This is a genomic window from Paenibacillus sp. FSL H7-0943 (genome assembly GCF_037963265.1).
Lineage (GTDB): Bacteria > Bacillota > Bacilli > Paenibacillales > Paenibacillaceae > Paenibacillus_AQ > Paenibacillus_AQ odorifer.
Genome location: NZ_CP150148.1, coordinates 308,656 through 327,413, shown reverse-complemented (window position 1 = coordinate 327,413; position 18,758 = coordinate 308,656). Strand labels below are relative to the sequence as shown.

Below are 18,758 nucleotides of genomic sequence, written 5' to 3'. Positions count from 1 at the left end.
AATTATACCGCAAAAAACAGAAGATGGAATGGGGTATCGACAGAATAATGAAACGTTCGAGATTTATAGGGGAGTTGAAACCGGTGCTCTTCACCTTGCCGGCAATGATTCCATTCGTTGTATTTTGGCTAGCGCCATTACTTTATGTATTTTATCTCAGCTTTACCGAATGGGACTTCATGAGCCCTGAGAAAACCTTTGTCGGACTAACCAACTATCTGGATCTGTTCAGCAATCCTGCCTTCTATAAAGCACTTAGAGTGACTCTGTTATTCTGTGCCGGAAGTGTGCTGCCCGTTATTCTGATCGGACTTGGACTAGCACTCCTGATGAACGGGAAGCTGAAAGGGTCCACCCTCTATCAGGTATTGCTGTTCTCCCCTTGGGTCACGCCGACCGTGGCTGTATCCATTGTCTGGTCCTGGATCTATGAACCCGAAATCGGCCTTGCCAATACTGTACTTGACCTCTTAGGTCTAGAAAAAATCGGTTGGCTTCAAGACCCTAAATGGGCGCTGCTTGGCGTTCTGCTCGTGACAATATGGAAATCGGTAGGCTGGGCGATGATTTTTTACTTGGTGGCACTACGCAATGTCCCTACGGATCTGCTGGAAGCAGCTCAACTGGATGGAGCAAATGCTGTTCAAAAATTCAGCCGTATTACTTTACCGCTAATCTCGCCAACGACACTGTTTCTGTTCATCGTACAGATCATCGGGGCGTTACAGGCTTACGACCAGATTAACGTACTTACACAAGGTGGACCCTCAGGATCAACACGCACCTTGCTCTATATGTATTATCAGTCTGCCTTTGAAGCCTTTCAGATTGGAGAAGCCTCTAGTGTCGCAATGATTCTGGTATTTATATGTATGCTGCTCTCCGTAATCTCACTAGAGGTTAGTAAACGGACAACCCATTATCAATAACAACTGCTGTAAAGGAGAACGACTGATGAATGCAACGATCGTACGCGTGGGCAAGCTGACCCGCCATCTATTTTTTACAGCTATTGCACTGATCATGGCCTTCCCCTTCTATTGGATGGTCACCAGCGCCTTAAAAACCAATGATGAAATCTGGCAGTCTCCGCCCACAATTTGGCCTAAGGATCCGCTGTGGAGTAATTTTTCAGCCGCCTGGCACGAAGCCCCTTTCTTCAGATATATGGGCAATAGCATATTTGTCGCTGTGTCGATTGTTATTCTGCAGGTCATAAATTCCGGGATGATGGCCTATGCGCTTACGCATATGAAATTCCGCTTCAGAGGGCTGTTCTCAGGCGTTATTCTTTTCGGCTATATGGTTCCAGCCACCGCTGTTTATCTTCCCGGATATTTGGTATTGTCCCAGCTCCATCTACTGGATTCATATGCCGGATTAATTCTATCCAACTGTGTAAGTGTCTTCTCCATCTTTCTAATTCGCCAAGCCTTCCTTCAGGTTCCCCATGAGCTGGTGGAGGCTGGAGAAGTGGACGGTTCCTCACATATGCGGATTCTGTGGACCATTCTTGTCCCCATTACACGTTCTTCCTTTGCTGTGCTAGCCCTGATCACCTTCATTGATCAGTACAATAACTATTTCTGGCCGATGCTGATCACCAAAGACCCTAATCTCCAGCTAGTCTCGGCGGGTCTGCGTAGTTTCTTTACTCAAGGAGGTGCTTACGGATTAAAATGGCCGCTGATCATGGCCGCTTGCGCATTCACCATCGCCCCGTTGCTGCTAGTATTTCTACTAGCTCAGAAAACGATCATGCAAAGTGTCAATATGACCGCTGGTTCCAGCAAAGGATAAGCTAACAATTCTATTTTAATAAGAGGAGAATGATGATGAACGTATTGAAGAGACTGTCCACCCTGTCTTTGGTTGCCGGATTTACAATGTTAACAGCTTGCGGAGGAAATGCGAATACAGGCAATGTTACAGCGGCGAATGGAGCTTCTTCCTCCCCCTCCACAGAGGCTGCACCCACACAAAATGCACCGGTAACAATTGAATTCTGGTATGGTCTCGGCGGCAAGCTTGGTGAGAATATGGAGGCACTGATTCAGAAATTTAATACCTCTCAGCAAGAGGTCATTGTCAAAGGTATCGCGCAGGCAGACTACACGGAAACCGAACAGAAGCTGCAAGCAGCTATCGCTACAGGGAAAGTGCCTGCGGCTGCTCTCTCCTCCAATGTAGATTGGGCCCGTAAAGGATATTTCGCTCCGATAGACGAGCTTATGGCACTGCAGCCAGATTTCAATAAAGAGGATTTTGTCCAAACCTTTCTAAATCAGGGCCAGGTTGATGGTAAGCAATACTTCCTGCCGATGTATGGAACAACGCAGGTCATGTACTATCGCAAAGATGTTTTTGAGAAGAATGGAATTGATGCGAGCACACTAAAGACTTGGGAAGATCTGGCTGCTGCAGCTGCGAAAATGACAGTGAAGGACGGCGGCAAAACCACCCTTTATGGTTGGGAGCCTATGTGGGGTTCAGGGAACATGATTGATGCCGTACTCAGCAAAGGAGGCACTATCCTTAGTGAGGATGGAAAACAAGTTATGGTCGACTCTAAAGAGTGGATTGAAACCTGGGATTTGTTCCGCAAGTGGATTCACGAGGATAAGATCATGCGGATTCATTCCGGCGGTCAAGGCTGGGAGTATTGGTACAAGACGATTGACGATGTAATGAAGGGTCAAGCCGCAGGCTACACCGGCTCCAGCGGCGATCAGGGCGACTTGGACTTCAGCATTGTTTCGGCTATGGAGCAGCCAGGCTGGGCAGGGATCGGTGAGGGCAAACCCGTAGCCCAAGCACTTATGGCCGGCATTCTATCCAAAGCCAGCGACAGTGAAAAGGAAGCAGCTATGAAATGGCTAACCTACTTCACGAATGCTGAGAATACTGCGTCCTGGTCCATTAATACGGGATATATTTCGGTGCGCCAATCCGCATTGCAAGACCCGGCGTTTGTGTCATTCAGCGAAAGCAATCCACAGATTAAGGTTCCATTGATGCAAGCTTCTCATGGTTCTGCACCTTTCCAAGACCCAACTGGCGGCAAAATTAACGATGCGATGACAATCGCCGCAGATAAGGTGCAGATTGAGAATATCCCAGCAGCACAAGCACTTAAGGAAGCACAAGAAACGGCGCAAGCTGCGCTTGATAAATTAAAATAAAGGGCGGTGGACTTCATGTCTGAGCTCATCACTCCGCAAGGCAGATACGCTGTAGCAGCTATTCTATTCGATAAGGATGGTACGCTGCTCCAGTTCGTATCCCTCTGGGGCAGCTGGGGCGAATGTTTTTTAGAGAGATTCACGAAGTATATGAAGCAAAGAGGGCTACAGATTGCAGAAGAGCAGCTTCCTGCATTAATGGGAACTGTACACAATGCCGAGGGGAGCATTACCGATTATGATCGCAACGGACCGCTGGCTATGGGGACTATGAGTGATCTTTATGCCATTCTGTCATGGCAGGGTTATCTGCAAGGTTTATCTTGGGCGGAGTCCATGGAGATTGTCCATCAATGCCGTCTCGAAGCGGATGTTAGGTTAGAAGAGAAACGCCCCGTTCATTCCCTTCCGGGACTTCATCGTTTTCTTGATGAGTGTGTGAGTGCAGGCATTCCTCTCGCCGTGGTGACCGCAGATGAAACAGAGGCCGCAGACAAACATCTCCAATGGCTTGGCATACGGCATTATTTCTCCGAGGTAATTGGAACAGATCTTGTGGATCAGGGTAAACCTTTCCCCGACATGGTGCAGCTTGCCTGCGAAAGATTGGCCGTTGAACCCGCGCACACAGCAGTTATCGGTGATACTAATGGGGATATGCGAATGGCTAAAGCAGCGGGTGTACAGGTAGCTATCGGCCTAGCAGAAAGCGACGGTACTAGTGCTTCAACACATATTCTCCCGGATGCAGATCTCATTGTACAATCTTACGCTGAGCTCAGAATTGAGGTTACTTCCCTGTGAGAATAGAAGGAATATGGGCATGGATGTTTCTGGCGCTGGCTATTGTGTTCGAACTCTCAGGGACCCTCTCAATGAAAATATCTCAAGGGTTCACCCAGCTCTGGCCTTCCGTGCTTATGTTCCTGTTCTATGGAGCCAGCTTCACCTCCCTGAATTATGCTCTCACCTCTATTAAGGTAGGCGTAGCTTATGCGATATGGTCAGGAGCGGGAATCATCCTGATTTCCTTCATAGGAACCCTGTTCTTTGAAGAAAAGCTAACCCTATCCTCACTACTTTGGATAGCCGTCATCATTGTCGGGATCATAGGACTGAATATTAGCGGCAAGACGCATTAGCGAACAGCAACAGTATTGGATAGGTTCATAGATGAAGGAGGATGCCCAAACATGAGTACGAACACATCACCTGAAGATAAACCAGTTATCACCTTTCAGATCATTACGGATACCCATGTCACTGCTGACCGCAATCATGAGTACAATCTTAACTTCGAGCTGGCTCTCCGTGATATAGCAGCGCATGGGGAAGGCAGCAGCGGGATTATGCATATCGGTGATGTCACAGACCACAGCTTCCCTGCTGAATACGAAGAAATGCTTCGTATCCTCAAACAATACAAAACCGAACTGCCCGGGATTACCTTTACCTTAGGCAATCATGATGTGGGCCTCGGAAATTGGGAATCACGTTTAGGAATGTATACGTCACAGACCGGAATGTCCGGACCCTATCATGATCACTGGGTCAATGGCTATCATTTTATTATGCTAGGGACAGAACAAGGATTGCCCAAATTCTGTGATCTTTCTTCTGAACAGCTTGATTGGCTGGAGCATAAGCTTGGAGAACAAGCTTCACCAGATCAGCCTATCTTTCTCTTCCTGCATCAACCGCTTAAAGACACCGTAGCCGGATCGCTGGAATCGCAAGATTGGTATGGTGTCACACAAGATACGGAATTAAAAGAAATCCTGTCGAGATACCCTCAGACCTTGTTATTCACTGGACATACCCATTGGGAGCTGGAGGTAGACAACACTATGTTCCCTGGCGATGGAGAGATCGCAACGATGTTTAATGCTGCTTCTGTCGCCTATCTTTGGACTAATGAAGATAAACATAAAGAGGGCAGCCAAGGCTTCTATGTAGAAGTGTATAGCGATAAAGTGCTTGTCCGGGGCAGAGATTTTAAGACAGGAAGCTGGATTGAGGCTGCACACTATGAGGTATTTTACCCAGCGGTAAGCGTATATTAAAGATAAGCATTTAAGCGAGAAATATAACAAAAAAACGATTGTGCACAGGGAATCCTTCCCCGCAACAATCGTTTTTTACTGTAGCTATTCAGCTTAGCGTCCAATCGGTGCAATCCGGTAGACAGCTGTATCTCCAACCACTGCCTTCGTATCGCTCTCGATCTGCCAACCGAAGGATAACACAGAAGCCAAACGTTCCTTCTCGGCCAAGGTTAAAGCCACCTCAGCGGCTTCCTTACCTTCCTCAAGCTCCAGAGCCGCTTCTTTGCCCAGAGCTACCCATATCCAGCTGCGAATCCCACGAATCGTGTTGTATTTAATCTGATAGCCTGTCTTCACCGCTTGCCCGAACAACTCCGGCTGCTCTGACTGCAACGTAGTCAGCTGCTTATAATCAAATTGGTATTCGCTCTCGTCAACGGGCAAATCGCCCTCTGCCACTTTACGAAGAATATCCTCATCAGACCACCCCAAGGAGCGGAGTGATTCCACCAATAACGCATCCCACTGGGATAACTTTACCCGGTTTAAGTTCTCTGACATTCTGATCCCTCCCAATCTATATATAGAGTCTAATCATACCGTAAAATCATAAGCAACATAATGGCCCGGACTTACTTCCTGTAGTGTGGAAGTCTCAGCTCTGCCGTACTCTTGCGAATATCCGTCTAAAATAATTCTCTGATTGGCCCGCCGGGGATCCGTCTCCAAGATGGAAGACAGCAGCGCCTTTGTATAAGGATGAATAGGATTCTCGTACAGCTCATCACTTTCGGCTACCTCCACTAGACGACCGCCATACATCACGCCGATCCGGTCAGAAATATGCCGTACCATCGACAGATCATGTGCGACAAAGAGATAGGTCAAGCCGAATTCGGACTGCAAATCCTCCAGCATGTTCACTACCTGAGCCTGGACAGACACGTCCAGCGCTGAGATCGGTTCATCACACACAACAAATTCAGGTCTTACGGACAATGCTCTGGCAATCGAAATCCGCTGGCGTTGGCCACCGCTGAATTCATGCGGGAAGCGGTAGAGATGTTCTCTTTTTAAACCTACCTTTTCCAGCAATGCCGCAACAGCTTCTTTGCGTTCTTCACCTTCGTGGATACCGTGGATTTTCATCGGCTCACTGATCAGATCAAGCACACTTAAGCTTGGATTAAGTGATGAATAGGGATCTTGGAAGATCGACTGAATGCGTCTGCGAAAAGGTTTTAGCTGCTTCTCTCCAAGCTTGCTCAGCGGCTGCCCGTCAAAAGACACTTCACCGTCTGTGTAGTCATATAAGCGCAGCAAGCAGCGTCCAACCGTGGACTTGCCGCTTCCCGACTCTCCAACCAGCCCAAAGGTCTCTCCCTGTCGTATCTGAAAGCTTACGCCATCTACTGCCTTAAGCACCGATGTATCGCGTCCCCACATATCCTTGCCTTTGGAGAAATGTTTTTTGAGATTATTTACGTCCACTAGAATCTTATTGTCACTCAACCGAACCGCTCCCTTCAACGCCAGCTACGGCTGGAGTCTCCTGCACACCATCTGCTAACCAGCACATCGAACGGTGACCGGGCGATAATTCGATTACCGGAGGACGTTCGCTGCAACGGGCAAAAGCATTAGGGCAACGTTCCATAAAGGGACAGCCAGAAGGAGGATTCAACAAATCCGGAGGTGTGCCTTCGATTGGAATTAGACGTTCACGCGATTTGCCGTCACGTTTCGGAATGGAGCGAAGCAGACCTTTCGTGTAAGGATGCTGTGGGCGATAAAAAATATCCTCCACCGTACCTTCCTCCATCACTAGTCCACCATACATTACGATAACCCGTGTACATACCTGAGCCACCACACCCAAATCATGAGTGATCAGCGCTATAGCTGTACTGGTATTATTTTTTAGCTCTTTAAAAAGATCAAGAATTTGGGCCTGTATTGTTACATCAAGCGCAGTTGTCGGCTCATCCGCAATCAATAGCTCTGGCTGGCAGGAAAGAGCCATAGCGATCATGACCCGCTGCCGCATCCCGCCGCTGAATTCATGCGGATACTGCTGCAGCCGCTGCTCAGGATTATTAATGCCCACCTGCCGCAGGATACTTGCTGCCTCTTTAAACGCTGCTTCCTTATTTAAGCCGCGATGCCGCCGGATGACCTCCGTAAGCTGCTGGCCGATTTTTTTCACAGGATTAAGAGAAGTCATGGGGTCCTGAAACACCATCGCTATGCGGTTACCGCGCAGTTTTCTCCACTCTTTTTCCGAAAGGTTAGATAAATTGTCACCACGAAAATTAATATTTCCAGCGATAATTTTACCCGGAGGTGTAATCAACGACATAATCGCCTTCGCAGTTACACTTTTCCCGCTTCCGGATTCACCAACAATCCCTACCGTTTCTCCAGCATCTATATGAAAGCTAACGCCACGAACTGCCTGATTCTCTCCATCCCGAGTTTGGAAGGAAACCTTCAAATTCTCAACAGACAATAGCCGTTCCGTCATGATGTCTTCACACTCCTATCTTCGGATCAGCTTCGGTTCAAAGCCAACCCGCAAAATATCGCCCAGAACATTAAAGCTCAGAACCGTTAATAGTATCAATAACCCCGGGAACAATGCCAAATAAGGTGCCTGAGCGATATATCCCTGCGCATTGTTAAGCATACTGCCCCAAGTGGCATTCGGAGGTTGTACCCCGAACCCAAGGAAGCTTAGGGACGACTCCATCATAATCGCGGAAGCGATATTATTCGTCGCACCTACAATCACAACAGGTACTAGCCCCGGAAGAATATGACGCCAGATAATTCCAAAGTTGCTCTGGCCGGAAGCTTTTGCATATAGTACATATTCCCGTTCTTTAATCGTCATCGTCTCCGCACGAATCACACGGGCAATGTTCATCCACATTAATAGAGCAATAATTAAAATGATGTTTCCTACACTCGGCTTCAGAAATACGCTGAGCAGCAGCAGCACGAGGAAAGATGGAATGGACATCACTACATCAAGCATCCGCATCAATAGATTATCAATCCATCCGCCAAAATATCCACTGATCACACCCACCGTCACACCTATACCCGTGGCAATGATCATTGAAGCAAAACCAACTAGCAAAGATACCCGGCCACCATACAAAGCTCGGGCAAAATAATCCCGGCCGTAATCATCCGTACCAAACCAATGATCCGCCCCGGGTGCTTTCAAACGTGCCAAAACATCCATTGCATTCGGATCATGTCCGGATAAAAAAGCAAATATAGAGCCTAGTGTGAAGACGATTAAAGTAATGAGGGCTGCGACACCCAATTTATTCGTAAATAGCTCATCTCCAACACTTTTCCATTTACTGCGATTCATGAGGTCACCTCGTTAATTTAATTCGTGGGTCCACGAAGCTATATAGAATATCCGCGACCAGATTGCCGATGATCAGCATTAAAGAAGAGAACAAAGTTATTCCCATAATTACGGGATAATCCATCCCTTTAACCGCAGTCATCCCTAAAGAGCCAATACCCGGCCATGAAAATACCGTCTCCGTTACAATTGCACCCGCCACCAGATCACCCATCGACATCCCGAGCAATGTAATTACTGGCAACAGTACATGCTTAAGCACGTGACGGAACAGAATCGTTGTCTTGCTGGATCCAAAAGCATATTGAATCTGCACATATTCTTCTTTTAGTTGTCCAATCGTACTAGAGCGGATGTATCGTACGTAACCGGCCAGAAATCCAAACGCCAATACGGCGCAAGGCAAAATACCATGCTTCAATACATCAACCGCTGATTCCACACCAATGGTTCGCATCCCCATTATAGGCAGCAGGTGCAGCTTAATTGCGAATAAGTACATAAGTAAGATGGCCAGCCAAAATAAAGGTACTGAAATTCCGATATAGGATAAAAAATTAATTACTTTATCCACCCAGCGGTTCCGGTTAGCTCCAGCAAGCAGACCCATCGGGATCGCCAACAGAACGGCTAAGCCGATTGCACTGCCCATCAAACCTGCTGTTGCAGGTAAACGTTCTAGAATTTGCTCCAATACAGGCTGATGATTCACAAGGGAATACCCGAAATTGCCCTGCAGTACTTCTTTGATCCATATAAAATATTGAATGTAGGCTGGCTTATCCAGCCCAAGGTTATGCCGGATGCGCTCAATATCATCCGCGTGCATATTCGGCGTAACGAAGGATAGTACCGGATCCCCCGGAGCCAGCTTAATCATCGCAAAGCACACAACCGAGACAAAAAACAGCATCGGCAGGGTTTGCAGTAATCTTCGGACGATAAGTTGTCTCATACGTATATTCTCCCAGTTCTATATCGGTAAAAAAATAAGCTGGATTGACCAGCTTATTTTTTCCCGTTCTTATTTAAGGTAGATTTTCGATAAATCTTCAAAAATAACGACAGGCTTCAAAACTGCTTCTTCTAGACCGCCGTAGTTCTTGGAGACAGCTACAATAGTCTTAGTATTAGCAATTGGATAAATCGGTGCATCGTCAGCAATGATCTCTTGGATCTTCTTATAGATCTCACCACGTTTAGTTACATCTGCTTCTCCTGCACCATCATTGAACAACTTATCGACTTCAGCATTATTATAATGCGAGTAGTTAGAGTCTGCAGTAGAAGTATACAAAATTCTGTAAGCATCAGGATCGTAACCCATAATATAACCTGCAATCGCAAGTTCAAAATCTGTTGAATTCATATCACTGAACTTCTGGCCATATGCCGAGGCATCCATATTTTGCAGTTCAACTTCAGCGCCAATGGCCTTTAGCTTTTGCTGCACGTATAGTGAAATGGCTTCCTGAGCTTTATTACCGCTCGATACAATCAATCTCAATTTCAGATCGCTAACCCCTGCCGATTGCAGAAGCTCTTTGGCTTTTTCTACGTCATTATCAAAAGAAGGTACGTCATTAGTATAGAACAATGCATCCGGAGTCAAAAAGGACTTCGCCGGGTCTGCATACTCGTTAGAAGTATAAGCAGCCTGAATGATTTCATCACGACTTAGGGCTAGAGACAAGGCTTGACGAACTTCTTTTTTAGCAAGAGCACCTCTATCACTGTTTGCATTGAACAACAGGTAGGACAATCGGCCTTCACTATAAGGCAGGATTTCGAAATTGTTCGAAGCCTCAATCGTTCCAACATCCTGTGGATCTAGATACTTAATGTTGATCTCACCATTCTGAAGTGCGAGATTCGCAGCATTCGTATCTTTAGCAATCCGGTACGTTATAGAATCAAGATGTGGTTTGCCGCCAAAGTAGTTATCAAATCTCTCGAGTGTAACATATTCGCCTGCTTTGTATTCTTTAAATTTAAATGGGCCAGATCCAACCGGAGCAGCATTCTTGGTGCTTTTCTCTAGATCCGTCTCATTCTCAAAAATATGCTTTGGAATCGGAAATACTTGCACTAGTGTAGCTTCAAAAGCTGGGCTGACCTGCGGAAGCTTGAACTCTACAGTCAGATCATCCACCTTAACTGCCTTAACGGGTTTATCACCGATGAATAAGTTCGCTCTCAGCATGCTGTTTTGCTTCTCATCGAGGATGCTATCAATCGTGAACACGACATCGTCAGCTGTAAGCTTTTCTCCGTCATGCCAAGTTAGTCCACTTTTCAGTTTCAATGTATAAGTCAGGTTATCTTCGGAAAGTGTCAGGCTGTCTGCCAAGTAGAAGGTCTTCTCTCCGTTATTCACTTGGAACAATGGCGCGTAGAGCGCTTGGTCAATCGTCAGACTGACACGATCACCTGCATAGTTCGGATTTAGAATGACAGGATCTGCAGCGACCCCAATAATTAAGTTGCCGCCATCTTTTGGTTCAGTGCTTGCTGTCGATCCTTCAGTAGCCGTAGGCGTCTGATTTGTATTTGTCGAAGCGGCGTTATTTCCCCCGGAGCACGCGCTAATCAAAAATGTTAACAAAACCAAAGTAATAACTCCAGATAATCCTCTACGCATAAGTTTCTCCCCCGTGTCTATATTGTCTTTGTTTGTTTTTATATTGTATATCGGGATACTAGGAATTACAATGGATAGCATTTCACATTAATGTAATATTGAGGGAACTGATAATTTCGACCTTTTTCATGACATCCCCACGCCTTAAAGTATCCACATGGTCCATACCTGAAATGACTCTTCCGAATACAGTATGCCAAGGGTCGCAATAATCAAACTCTGTTCAGCCACCAATATGAGCTTCAGTCTTCGCTGTCTCTTCCGGTGCAATCAATTTCCTCAGCATCCTCATTCAGCAGAGGTCGGTATTCACCCTTTCCATCATCCCAGAACACATCCGCACGAGGATTCATGGCCAGTAACAGATTGATTAACTACTGAACTTTTAGTGGTGATTTATCCATAGTCTCATTCCTGTACTCATCTGGCTGCATTCTTATCTAATTATCCGGTAATTGTACAGCAGATTCATCAAAATTAATATATCTAAAAAGTTCAATTTATCCAACTCTCATTTCTCATTTACTATAAGAACTTTGCGAAATAAGGATTATTACTCTCTCACTGTAAATATATTGAGAACATACCTATACCTCTCGGAAGAAAGGGAGAGTCCCCCAAGGAGGCCGCAATGAATAAGACACGCGTATTAATCGGCAGCCCGATCCATCAAAAGCCCAATGTATTACGGGAATTTCTGAATTCCCTGCTGCGCTTGAATATCGAGCAAATCGAACTGGATTTCCATCTGATTGATGACAATGATGATGAGGAATCCAGCCGGCTGCTCCAGGAATTTAAAAGCAAGGGCGAGCATATTTTTATTCAAAGCTCCGGCTTTAACGATGTGTACATTCGCAATGATACGACTCACTATTGGAATTCTGATTTAGTCTGGAAAGTCGCCAACTTCAAAAACCTCATGATTAACCGAGCGCAAACCCTGAACTACGACTACCTGTTCCTGATCGACTCAGACCTCATCCTCCACCCCGATACGCTAAGACATCTAATAGGGACGAACAGAGATATTATTTCAGAGGTATTTTGGACACAGTGGCAGCCAGATACCATGTTTCAGCCGCAGGTCTGGATGCATGACGAATATAATCAGTGGGAGATACTTCCCGGCGAAAAACTGCAACCCGAGGAGATCAACCGCAGATTTCATGAATTCATAGCCAAACTCCGCAATCCTGGAATCTATGAAGTGGGGGGTCTCGGCGCTTGTACATTGATTAGCCAGCATGCGATAAAAGCGGGGGTGAGCTACAATCAGATCCGGAACATATCATACTGGGGCGAGGATCGCCATTTCTGCATTCGTGCCGCGGCCCTTGGCATTCCGCTATTTGTTGACACCCATTATCCTGCCCTTCATTTGTACAGAGATAGTGATTTGAACAAAGTTGAAGATTTCATCAGAGAAACAACAGGAGTAAAAGCTGAATCGGCACCCACACCCATCGAGGAAAATTCCAATGAGGTTGCAGCTGCTCCTATAACCAAAAAGCGTCCCAAGCTAACCCTTACCATGGTTGTAAAAAATGAAAGCGGGCGCTTCCTGCGACAGGTTCTGGAGGAACACCGCAAATATATCGATGAGGCTGTCATTATTGATGACGGCAGCACCGACAATACAGCAGCTGTCTGTCTGGAAGCACTTGAAGGCATTCCCGTTCGTCTCGTGCATAATACCGAATCCAAGTTCAGCAATGAAATTGAGCTGCGAAAACAGCAGTGGGAGGAAGTCCTAAAGACAAATCCCGAGTGGATTCTGAGTCTGGACGCGGATGAGATCTTTGAAGCCAGCTTTGCAGAAAATATAGATTCCTTGCTGTATGCAGATGGGGTCGATCTGTTCTGCTTCCGCCTTTACGATTTATGGAACGCGAACCATTACAGGGAGGATACCTACTGGCGCTCTCATCTGAACTACCGCCCTTTTTTGCTTCGCTATAAAGAAGACTTCAACTATGTATGGAATGAATCCCCACAGCACTGTGGGCGGTTCCCGGAAAATATTTTCGAGCTGTCTCATCAGCTAAGCAATCTGCGGCTCAAGCATCTCGGTTGGTCCAAAGCCGAGTTCCGGCTGGAAAAATATCTGCGTTATATGCTCCTCGACCCCGACGGCAAATACGGCTGGAAAGAGCAGTATATGTCCATCTTGGATGAACAGCCTCATCTAATCCCTTGGGTAGAATGAGGCTTACAATAAAAAGGGCGTTCACAAAACCATTAGGGTTTTGTGAACGCCTTTTTTTATTCAGAACTCAATTCAGAACTCTCTGGCCCATCGACTTCTGGCTTCAGAATGGTTACTGTCAGCTCGTTGCCGGATTCATCCACCTGAATAACTGATCCCTCTGCGGCTTCACCAGCAATAATCGCACGCGCCACACGTGTCTCCAAGCTGCGCTGGATAAATCTTTTCAACGGTCTTGCCCCATACACAGGATCAAAACCTTCCTTAGCGATAAAACGCACCGCCGATTCAGTTAATGCCAGCCCGATCTCCCGTTCTGCCAGACGTAGACGCAATCCATCCACCAGTTTGTCCACAATTTTCTCGATCTCACCCAGTGTCAGCGGCTTGAACATTACAATGTCATCCACCCGGTTCAGGAACTCTGGACGGAAATGACCACTCAGTTCCTTCATCACTCTATCCTTGGCAGCTTCCGTGAGCTGACCGTTTTCATCGGTGCCTTGAATCAGATGAGGTGAACCGATATTGGAAGTCATAATGATGATTGTATTCTTGAAGTCAACCATTCGGCCCTGTGAATCAGTCAGCCGTCCATCATCAAGCAGCTGCAACAGAATGTTAAACACATCGGGATGCGCCTTCTCCACTTCATCGAGCAGCACTACAGTATAAGGCCGACGCCGCACAGCTTCCGTGAGCTGCCCGCCTTCCTCATATCCAACATATCCTGGAGGTGCGCCGACGAGACGGGAGACACTATGCTTTTCCATATACTCCGACATATCTATACGGATCATCCCATCTTCGCGGTCAAAAAGAGATACCGCAAGCGACTTAGCGAGCTCAGTCTTCCCTACACCCGTCGGGCCAAGGAACAGGAATGAGCCAATCGGGCGATTCGGATCTTTGATTCCCGCTCTTGCCCGAAGCACTGCATCGGCCACCAAGCTGACAGCTTCGTCTTGGCCCACTACCCGTTCATGCAGCGTATCCTCCAGACGCAGGAGCTTATCCCGCTCACCTTCTACCAGTCGGCTAACCGGAACGCCGGTCCAGCGGGAGACAATATCTGCAATTTCCTCTTCAGTAACAGCCTCACGTAGCAATCTTGTATCCTGGTCTTGCTGTGCCGCTTCTTCCGCTGTTTTCAGCTGACGCTCCAAATCAGGAATAATGCCGTAGCTCAGTTCGGCTGACTTATTAAGATCATATTCCTCCTGTGCATCGACCAGATCCTTACGTGCTTGCTCCAGCCGTTTTTTGAGGTCGCGAATCCCTTGGATGGCCGACTTCTCTTTCTCCCAGCGCGCCGTCATTCCTAGCTGCTTCTCCTTCAGGTCAGCGAGCTCGCGCTGCAATATTTCGAGACGGCGTTTGCTGGCGTCATCGGTTTCTTTTTTTAGCGCTGCTTCTTCAATCTCCATCTGCATCAGGCGGCGGGTCACTTCATCCATCTCACCCGGCATGGAGTCTATCTCTGTGCGGATCATGGCGCAAGCCTCGTCCACTAGGTCAATCGCCTTATCCGGTAAAAATCGATCCGTAATATAACGATTGGACAATACCCCTGCGGCTACCAGTGCGCTGTCATGGATTTTGACCCCGTGGTGAACTTCAAACCGCTCCTTCAGACCACGCAAAATGGAGATCGTATCCTCTACATCGGGTTCGCTCACGAGCACCTGTTGGAAACGGCGCTCCAGCGCAGGGTCCTTCTCTATATATTTGCGATATTCATCGAGCGTTGTGGCACCGATACAGTGCAGCTCACCCCGGGCCAACATCGGCTTCAGCATATTGCCCGCATCCATCGAGCCTTCGGTTTTACCTGCGCCCACAATCGTATGCAGCTCATCAATAAAAAGAATAATGCGGCCGTTACTTTCGCGAACCTCCCTCAATACCGCCTGCAGGCGTTCTTCGAATTCACCACGGAACTTCGCGCCTGCCACAAGTGAACTCATATCCAGTGAAAAAATCGTCTTATCCTTCAGCCCCTCTGGTACGTCTTTGCGCACGATCCGGTGGGCCAAGCCTTCCACAATGGCTGTTTTCCCTACACCTGGTTCACCGATCAGCACAGGATTATTTTTCGTTTTACGGGACAAAATCCGGATTACCCGGCGGATCTCGCCATCACGACCAATGACTGGATCAATCTTGCCCGCGCGAACCTCTGCTACAAGATCACGGCCGTATTTCTCCAGCACCTCATAAGTAGCTTCTGGCTCCCGGCTGGTTACCCGCTGATGTCCACGAATCTCAGCAAGCACCGACATCAGCTTCTCACGGGTCAGCCCACGGCGGACAAAAAGATCCCTTAGCTCACGATTCTCCCCGCTCGAATCCGACACCATGGCCAGCACCGCATGCTCCACAGAAACAAACTCATCCTGCATCTTCGCCGCTTCCTTCTCCGCCTGCTCCAGCAGATGAATCAGCGATTGCGAGGCGTAACGCCGTACCGTGCTTGCTCCTGACCCGCTGATGCTCGGCTTGCGTTGAAGCAGTTCATCTGTGCTGCGCATCAGCTCAGCCACAGGGATATTCATCTTTTGCAGCAATCTTGGCAGCAATCCTTCTTGCTGCTGAAGCAACGCTTTTAACAGATGGAGATTATCGATCTCCTGATGACCGCTGTCTGATGCCAGCGACTGCGCCGCAGCTACTGCTTCCTGCAGCTTTTGAGTTAATTTATTGAAATCCATAGCTCTCTCACCTTTCTATTTAAGAGTGATTATATTAAATCGGCCTTTTGGGCCGGGGATAGGTTAATTTAGTGGGATTTATCCCGCTTATTTCGAGTAACTGGCTGGTTTGCGCTTATTCTACGGGATTTATACCGTACTTTTCGAGTAACTAGTTGGTTTGCGCTCATTCTACGGGATTTTTGCCGCTCTTTTCGAGTAACTAGTTGGTTTGCGCTCATTCTACGGGATTTTTACCGCTCTTTTCGAGTAACTAGCTGGTTTGCACTCATTCTGCGGGATTTATACTGTTCTTTTCGAGTAACTAGTTGGTTTGCGCTCATTCTACGGGATTTTTGCCTCTCTTTTCGACCAATGAGCCCTCGCCAGTACTTTCTAAGGCATTTTTGCTTCTTTTTTCGCACATCGAGCCTAATTCGGCACTTTCGAAGGCATTTTTGCCTTTCTTTTCGACCATCGAGCTTAATTCAGCGCTTTCTAAGGCATTTTTGCCTTTCTTTTCGACCATCGATCCCAGTTTGGCACTCTCGAAGGCACTTTGGAAAGCACTTTTGACTCTCTTTTCCCACCATAGTGCCGACTTTCACCGTTTGAGCGAAACGTTCATTTATAGTTAGTGGCTAAATAAGTTACTGTTCTGCAACTAGCATTCAAATCACCTTATTCACCAACCAGAGTTGATCACAAACGAGTGAAATCACCTCACCTCTACCTCTTCTACCTATCTATTAATTACCCACTTTCGCCTTCTGCCGCTGGGTGCCAGTGCTTTGACGTTTAGCTCTGGCTTCGAAAGGGCTGGAGTCTGCCAGCTTTCGGTAGAGATTTTTCTCCGCTTCGCTGATAGGTTCAGGGATAACAATCTCAATTCCAAATAAAATATCGCCGTTCGCACCATTCTCACGTTTTAAGCCCTTGCCGGGGATACGTAGCGTTTTGCCGCTCTGAATTCCTGCTGGAATCTTCAATTTCACGGCGCCGCCCCCCGGTAATGGAACCTTCACTTCTCCACCCAATACCGCTTGCCAAGGAGCGATTTCAACCATGCCATATAAGTCGCCATCGCGAATCTCATAAATATCATGAGGAAGAATATGAAGTGCCAGCAACACGTCGCCACCCGGAGTGTTTCCCGCGATTTTAATAATTGTACCCTCATAGGATCTAGGCGGAATGTTCACATCCACCGTTTTGTCACTGACCTGTACTCTTACAGTGGCACCTTTATAAGCCTGCTCCAAGGTAATATCCAGCTGCGCCTGCATGGTACTACGGGCCTCGCCCCACGGATTGCCATTCGCACGCCCCGTTCCACTTCCCGAGAAAAAATCAAAGCCAGCCCGATCCGCCGAGCCCCGATTCCCAAAAAACATCCCGAATAAATCTTCCTCCGAAATACCAGAACCTCCTGTTGAATAAGTTCCACCGTTCCAGCTTCCACTTCCACCAAAGTTTGAATCCCAAGAGGAGGCTCCACTCGCCGCCCCTCCACTAGCTCTGCCACGTTGAGCTCCATAAAGCAGCTCTTCATCATAGAGTTTCCGTTTATCCTCATTACCAAGCACTTCATAGGCTTCAGCTGCTTCTTTGAATTTCGCCTCTGCCTCAGGGGCTTTGTTAACATCGGGATGCCACTTCTTGGCAAGCTTCTGATAAGCCTTTTTAATTTCCTGTTTAGTAGCTTTTTTGCTCACACCCAAAGCATCATAATAGCTTTTACTAGCCACTCGCGCTTCCTCCTTTCCATCCCTATTCTCATATTGACCACCATTGCACTCCGAGAAAAGACGCACCATAGCCGGAATCCTCCACTACAATGCGCCTTCTATTCATAACACTATATTAAAAGCCCGCTGCCATCTCTAAAAGACTGAGCGGAAGTTCATTCCGCTTAATTTATGCTTATTCAGACTGCGAACCCGTAGAATTAGAATCTCCGTCTTGAATCTCGATGCGTTTACCTTGCATTTTTTGCCGTTTGGGAACTTCCAGCTTCAGCACTCCATCTTTCAAAGACGCGCGAATTTCTTCCTCTGCAATATCTTGAACATAGAATCTGCGCACATATTCACCATATCGACGTTCTCTGCGTACAATCTGATGTTCCTTGTTCTCCTCGGCATTTTCTTCCTTACGTACCGCTTTAATCGTCAAATAAGGACTGGCATAATCAATGTCGATTTCTTCTTTTTTCAAACCAGGAAGTTCAGCTTCAATCAGGTAAGCCTGCTCACTCTCACGAATATCTGTTCTGAAGGACATCGTGGAGCTCTTAATCGGTGCAAAAAAATCATCATTAAAAACATCATTCAAGGACTTAGCCAGCACACCAAAAGCATCATCTCTACGTTTACCAAAAGGAACCATATCAAACATTATCCATTCTCCTCTCATTGACTTTGACTTTATTTGACCTATGACCTTATTATAGTCCCCTACCCGAGGAATAACAAAACCGATTTAAGCCGATTATCGCTCAAATTCAGGCGAATTAGCTGATTTTCCGCAACAAAATTAGTTCTTTTTATTTATTTGACCAATTTTGACCTTTGTTTGATCTTTCGTAAATGACACCTATATAATCA

The 18,758-nt window shown here is 46.9% G+C and carries 17 protein-coding genes and 1 pseudogene; 7 read left to right on the top strand and 11 right to left on the bottom strand.

Translation table 11 applies throughout. The features are described from left to right. Positions 1-47 precede the first annotated feature (47 nt). Genes NSQ55_RS01485 through NSQ55_RS01460 form a run of 6 tightly spaced genes read left to right on the top strand, consistent with a single transcriptional unit; the run spans position 48 to position 5,245 of the window. Positions 48-929 (top strand): sugar ABC transporter permease, encoded by an 882-nt coding sequence (locus NSQ55_RS01485; protein WP_339170823.1) that lies wholly within the window; start codon positions 48-50, stop codon positions 927-929. A 25-nt stretch (positions 930-954) separates the two neighbouring features. After that, on the top strand, positions 955-1,800 hold the full coding sequence (locus tag NSQ55_RS01480) for a carbohydrate ABC transporter permease (RefSeq protein ID WP_339170821.1): 846 nt from the start codon (positions 955-957) through the stop codon (positions 1,798-1,800). A 35-nt stretch (positions 1,801-1,835) separates the two neighbouring features. After that, complete coding sequence (locus NSQ55_RS01475) at positions 1,836-3,182, top strand: ABC transporter substrate-binding protein (protein WP_248549161.1); 1,347 nt, start codon at positions 1,836-1,838, stop codon at positions 3,180-3,182. Between the two features lie 15 nt (positions 3,183-3,197). Next, positions 3,198-3,986 (top strand): HAD family hydrolase, encoded by a 789-nt coding sequence (locus NSQ55_RS01470; protein WP_339170819.1) that lies wholly within the window; start codon positions 3,198-3,200, stop codon positions 3,984-3,986. Beyond that, complete coding sequence (locus NSQ55_RS01465) at positions 3,983-4,324, top strand: multidrug efflux SMR transporter (protein ID WP_248549163.1); 342 nt, start codon at positions 3,983-3,985, stop codon at positions 4,322-4,324. Before NSQ55_RS01470 ends, NSQ55_RS01465 begins: the two co-directional genes overlap by 4 nt. Positions 4,325-4,375: 51 nt before the next feature. After that, positions 4,376-5,245: a metallophosphoesterase gene (locus NSQ55_RS01460; RefSeq protein WP_339170816.1), complete on the top strand. Its 870-nt coding sequence runs from the start codon at positions 4,376-4,378 to the stop codon at positions 5,243-5,245. A gap of 93 nt (positions 5,246-5,338) precedes the next feature. Here NSQ55_RS01460 and NSQ55_RS01455 read toward each other — a convergent pair whose 3' ends face one another. From NSQ55_RS01455 to NSQ55_RS01425, 7 genes and pseudogenes are all read right to left on the bottom strand, one after another. Further along, complete coding sequence (locus NSQ55_RS01455) at positions 5,339-5,788, bottom strand: hypothetical protein (protein WP_248549165.1); 450 nt, start codon at positions 5,786-5,788, stop codon at positions 5,339-5,341. Positions 5,789-5,821: 33 nt separating this feature from the next. Continuing rightward, positions 5,822-6,739 carry an ATP-binding cassette domain-containing protein gene (locus tag NSQ55_RS01450; protein ID WP_280753353.1) on the bottom strand — a complete coding sequence of 306 codons (918 nt, stop codon included), beginning with the start codon at positions 6,737-6,739 and terminating at the stop codon, positions 5,822-5,824. Then, entirely contained in the window at positions 6,732-7,751 is a 1,020-nt protein-coding gene (locus tag NSQ55_RS01445; RefSeq protein ID WP_076127008.1) for an ABC transporter ATP-binding protein, read from the bottom strand. Before NSQ55_RS01445 ends, NSQ55_RS01450 begins: the two co-directional genes overlap by 8 nt. Positions 7,752-7,766: 15 nt before the next feature. Further along, a complete protein-coding gene (locus tag NSQ55_RS01440; protein ID WP_036687295.1) occupies positions 7,767-8,612 on the bottom strand; it encodes an ABC transporter permease in 846 nt (281 codons plus the stop codon). Positions 8,613-8,616: 4 nt separating this feature from the next. Then, the gene (locus NSQ55_RS01435; protein WP_076127007.1) at positions 8,617-9,567 is read right to left on the bottom strand and encodes an ABC transporter permease; all 951 of its coding nucleotides are present in this window, start codon (positions 9,565-9,567) and stop codon (positions 8,617-8,619) included. Positions 9,568-9,636: 69 nt separating this feature from the next. Continuing rightward, the gene (locus NSQ55_RS01430; protein WP_076203342.1) at positions 9,637-11,253 is read right to left on the bottom strand and encodes an ABC transporter substrate-binding protein; all 1,617 of its coding nucleotides are present in this window, start codon (positions 11,251-11,253) and stop codon (positions 9,637-9,639) included. Positions 11,254-11,335: 82 nt separating this feature from the next. After that, a pseudogene (locus tag NSQ55_RS01425) lies at positions 11,336-11,449 on the bottom strand (peptidylprolyl isomerase); the annotation flags it as partial. A gap of 435 nt (positions 11,450-11,884) precedes the next feature. Between NSQ55_RS01425 and NSQ55_RS01420 the strand changes: the two are divergent. Then, positions 11,885-13,462, top strand: coding sequence for a glycosyltransferase (locus NSQ55_RS01420; RefSeq protein WP_339170811.1), 1,578 nt, complete (start codon positions 11,885-11,887; stop codon positions 13,460-13,462). 56 nt (positions 13,463-13,518) lie between these two features. Here the strand turns inward: NSQ55_RS01420 and clpB are convergent, their stop codons facing one another. From clpB to NSQ55_RS01400, 4 genes are all read right to left on the bottom strand, one after another. Further along, positions 13,519-16,173, bottom strand: coding sequence for an ATP-dependent chaperone ClpB (clpB, locus tag NSQ55_RS01415; RefSeq protein ID WP_076306808.1), 2,655 nt, complete (start codon positions 16,171-16,173; stop codon positions 13,519-13,521). Positions 16,174-16,492: 319 nt separating this feature from the next. Next, positions 16,493-16,681 carry a hypothetical protein gene (locus NSQ55_RS01410; protein ID WP_339170808.1) on the bottom strand — a complete coding sequence of 63 codons (189 nt, stop codon included), beginning with the start codon at positions 16,679-16,681 and terminating at the stop codon, positions 16,493-16,495. Between the two features lie 220 nt (positions 16,682-16,901). Further along, positions 16,902-17,900, bottom strand: a complete 999-nt coding sequence (locus NSQ55_RS01405) for a DnaJ C-terminal domain-containing protein (protein WP_175618984.1) — start codon at positions 17,898-17,900, stop codon at positions 16,902-16,904. 175 nt (positions 17,901-18,075) lie between these two features. Then, the gene (locus tag NSQ55_RS01400; RefSeq protein ID WP_076186194.1) at positions 18,076-18,549 is read right to left on the bottom strand and encodes an Hsp20/alpha crystallin family protein; all 474 of its coding nucleotides are present in this window, start codon (positions 18,547-18,549) and stop codon (positions 18,076-18,078) included. Positions 18,550-18,758 lie beyond the last annotated feature (209 nt).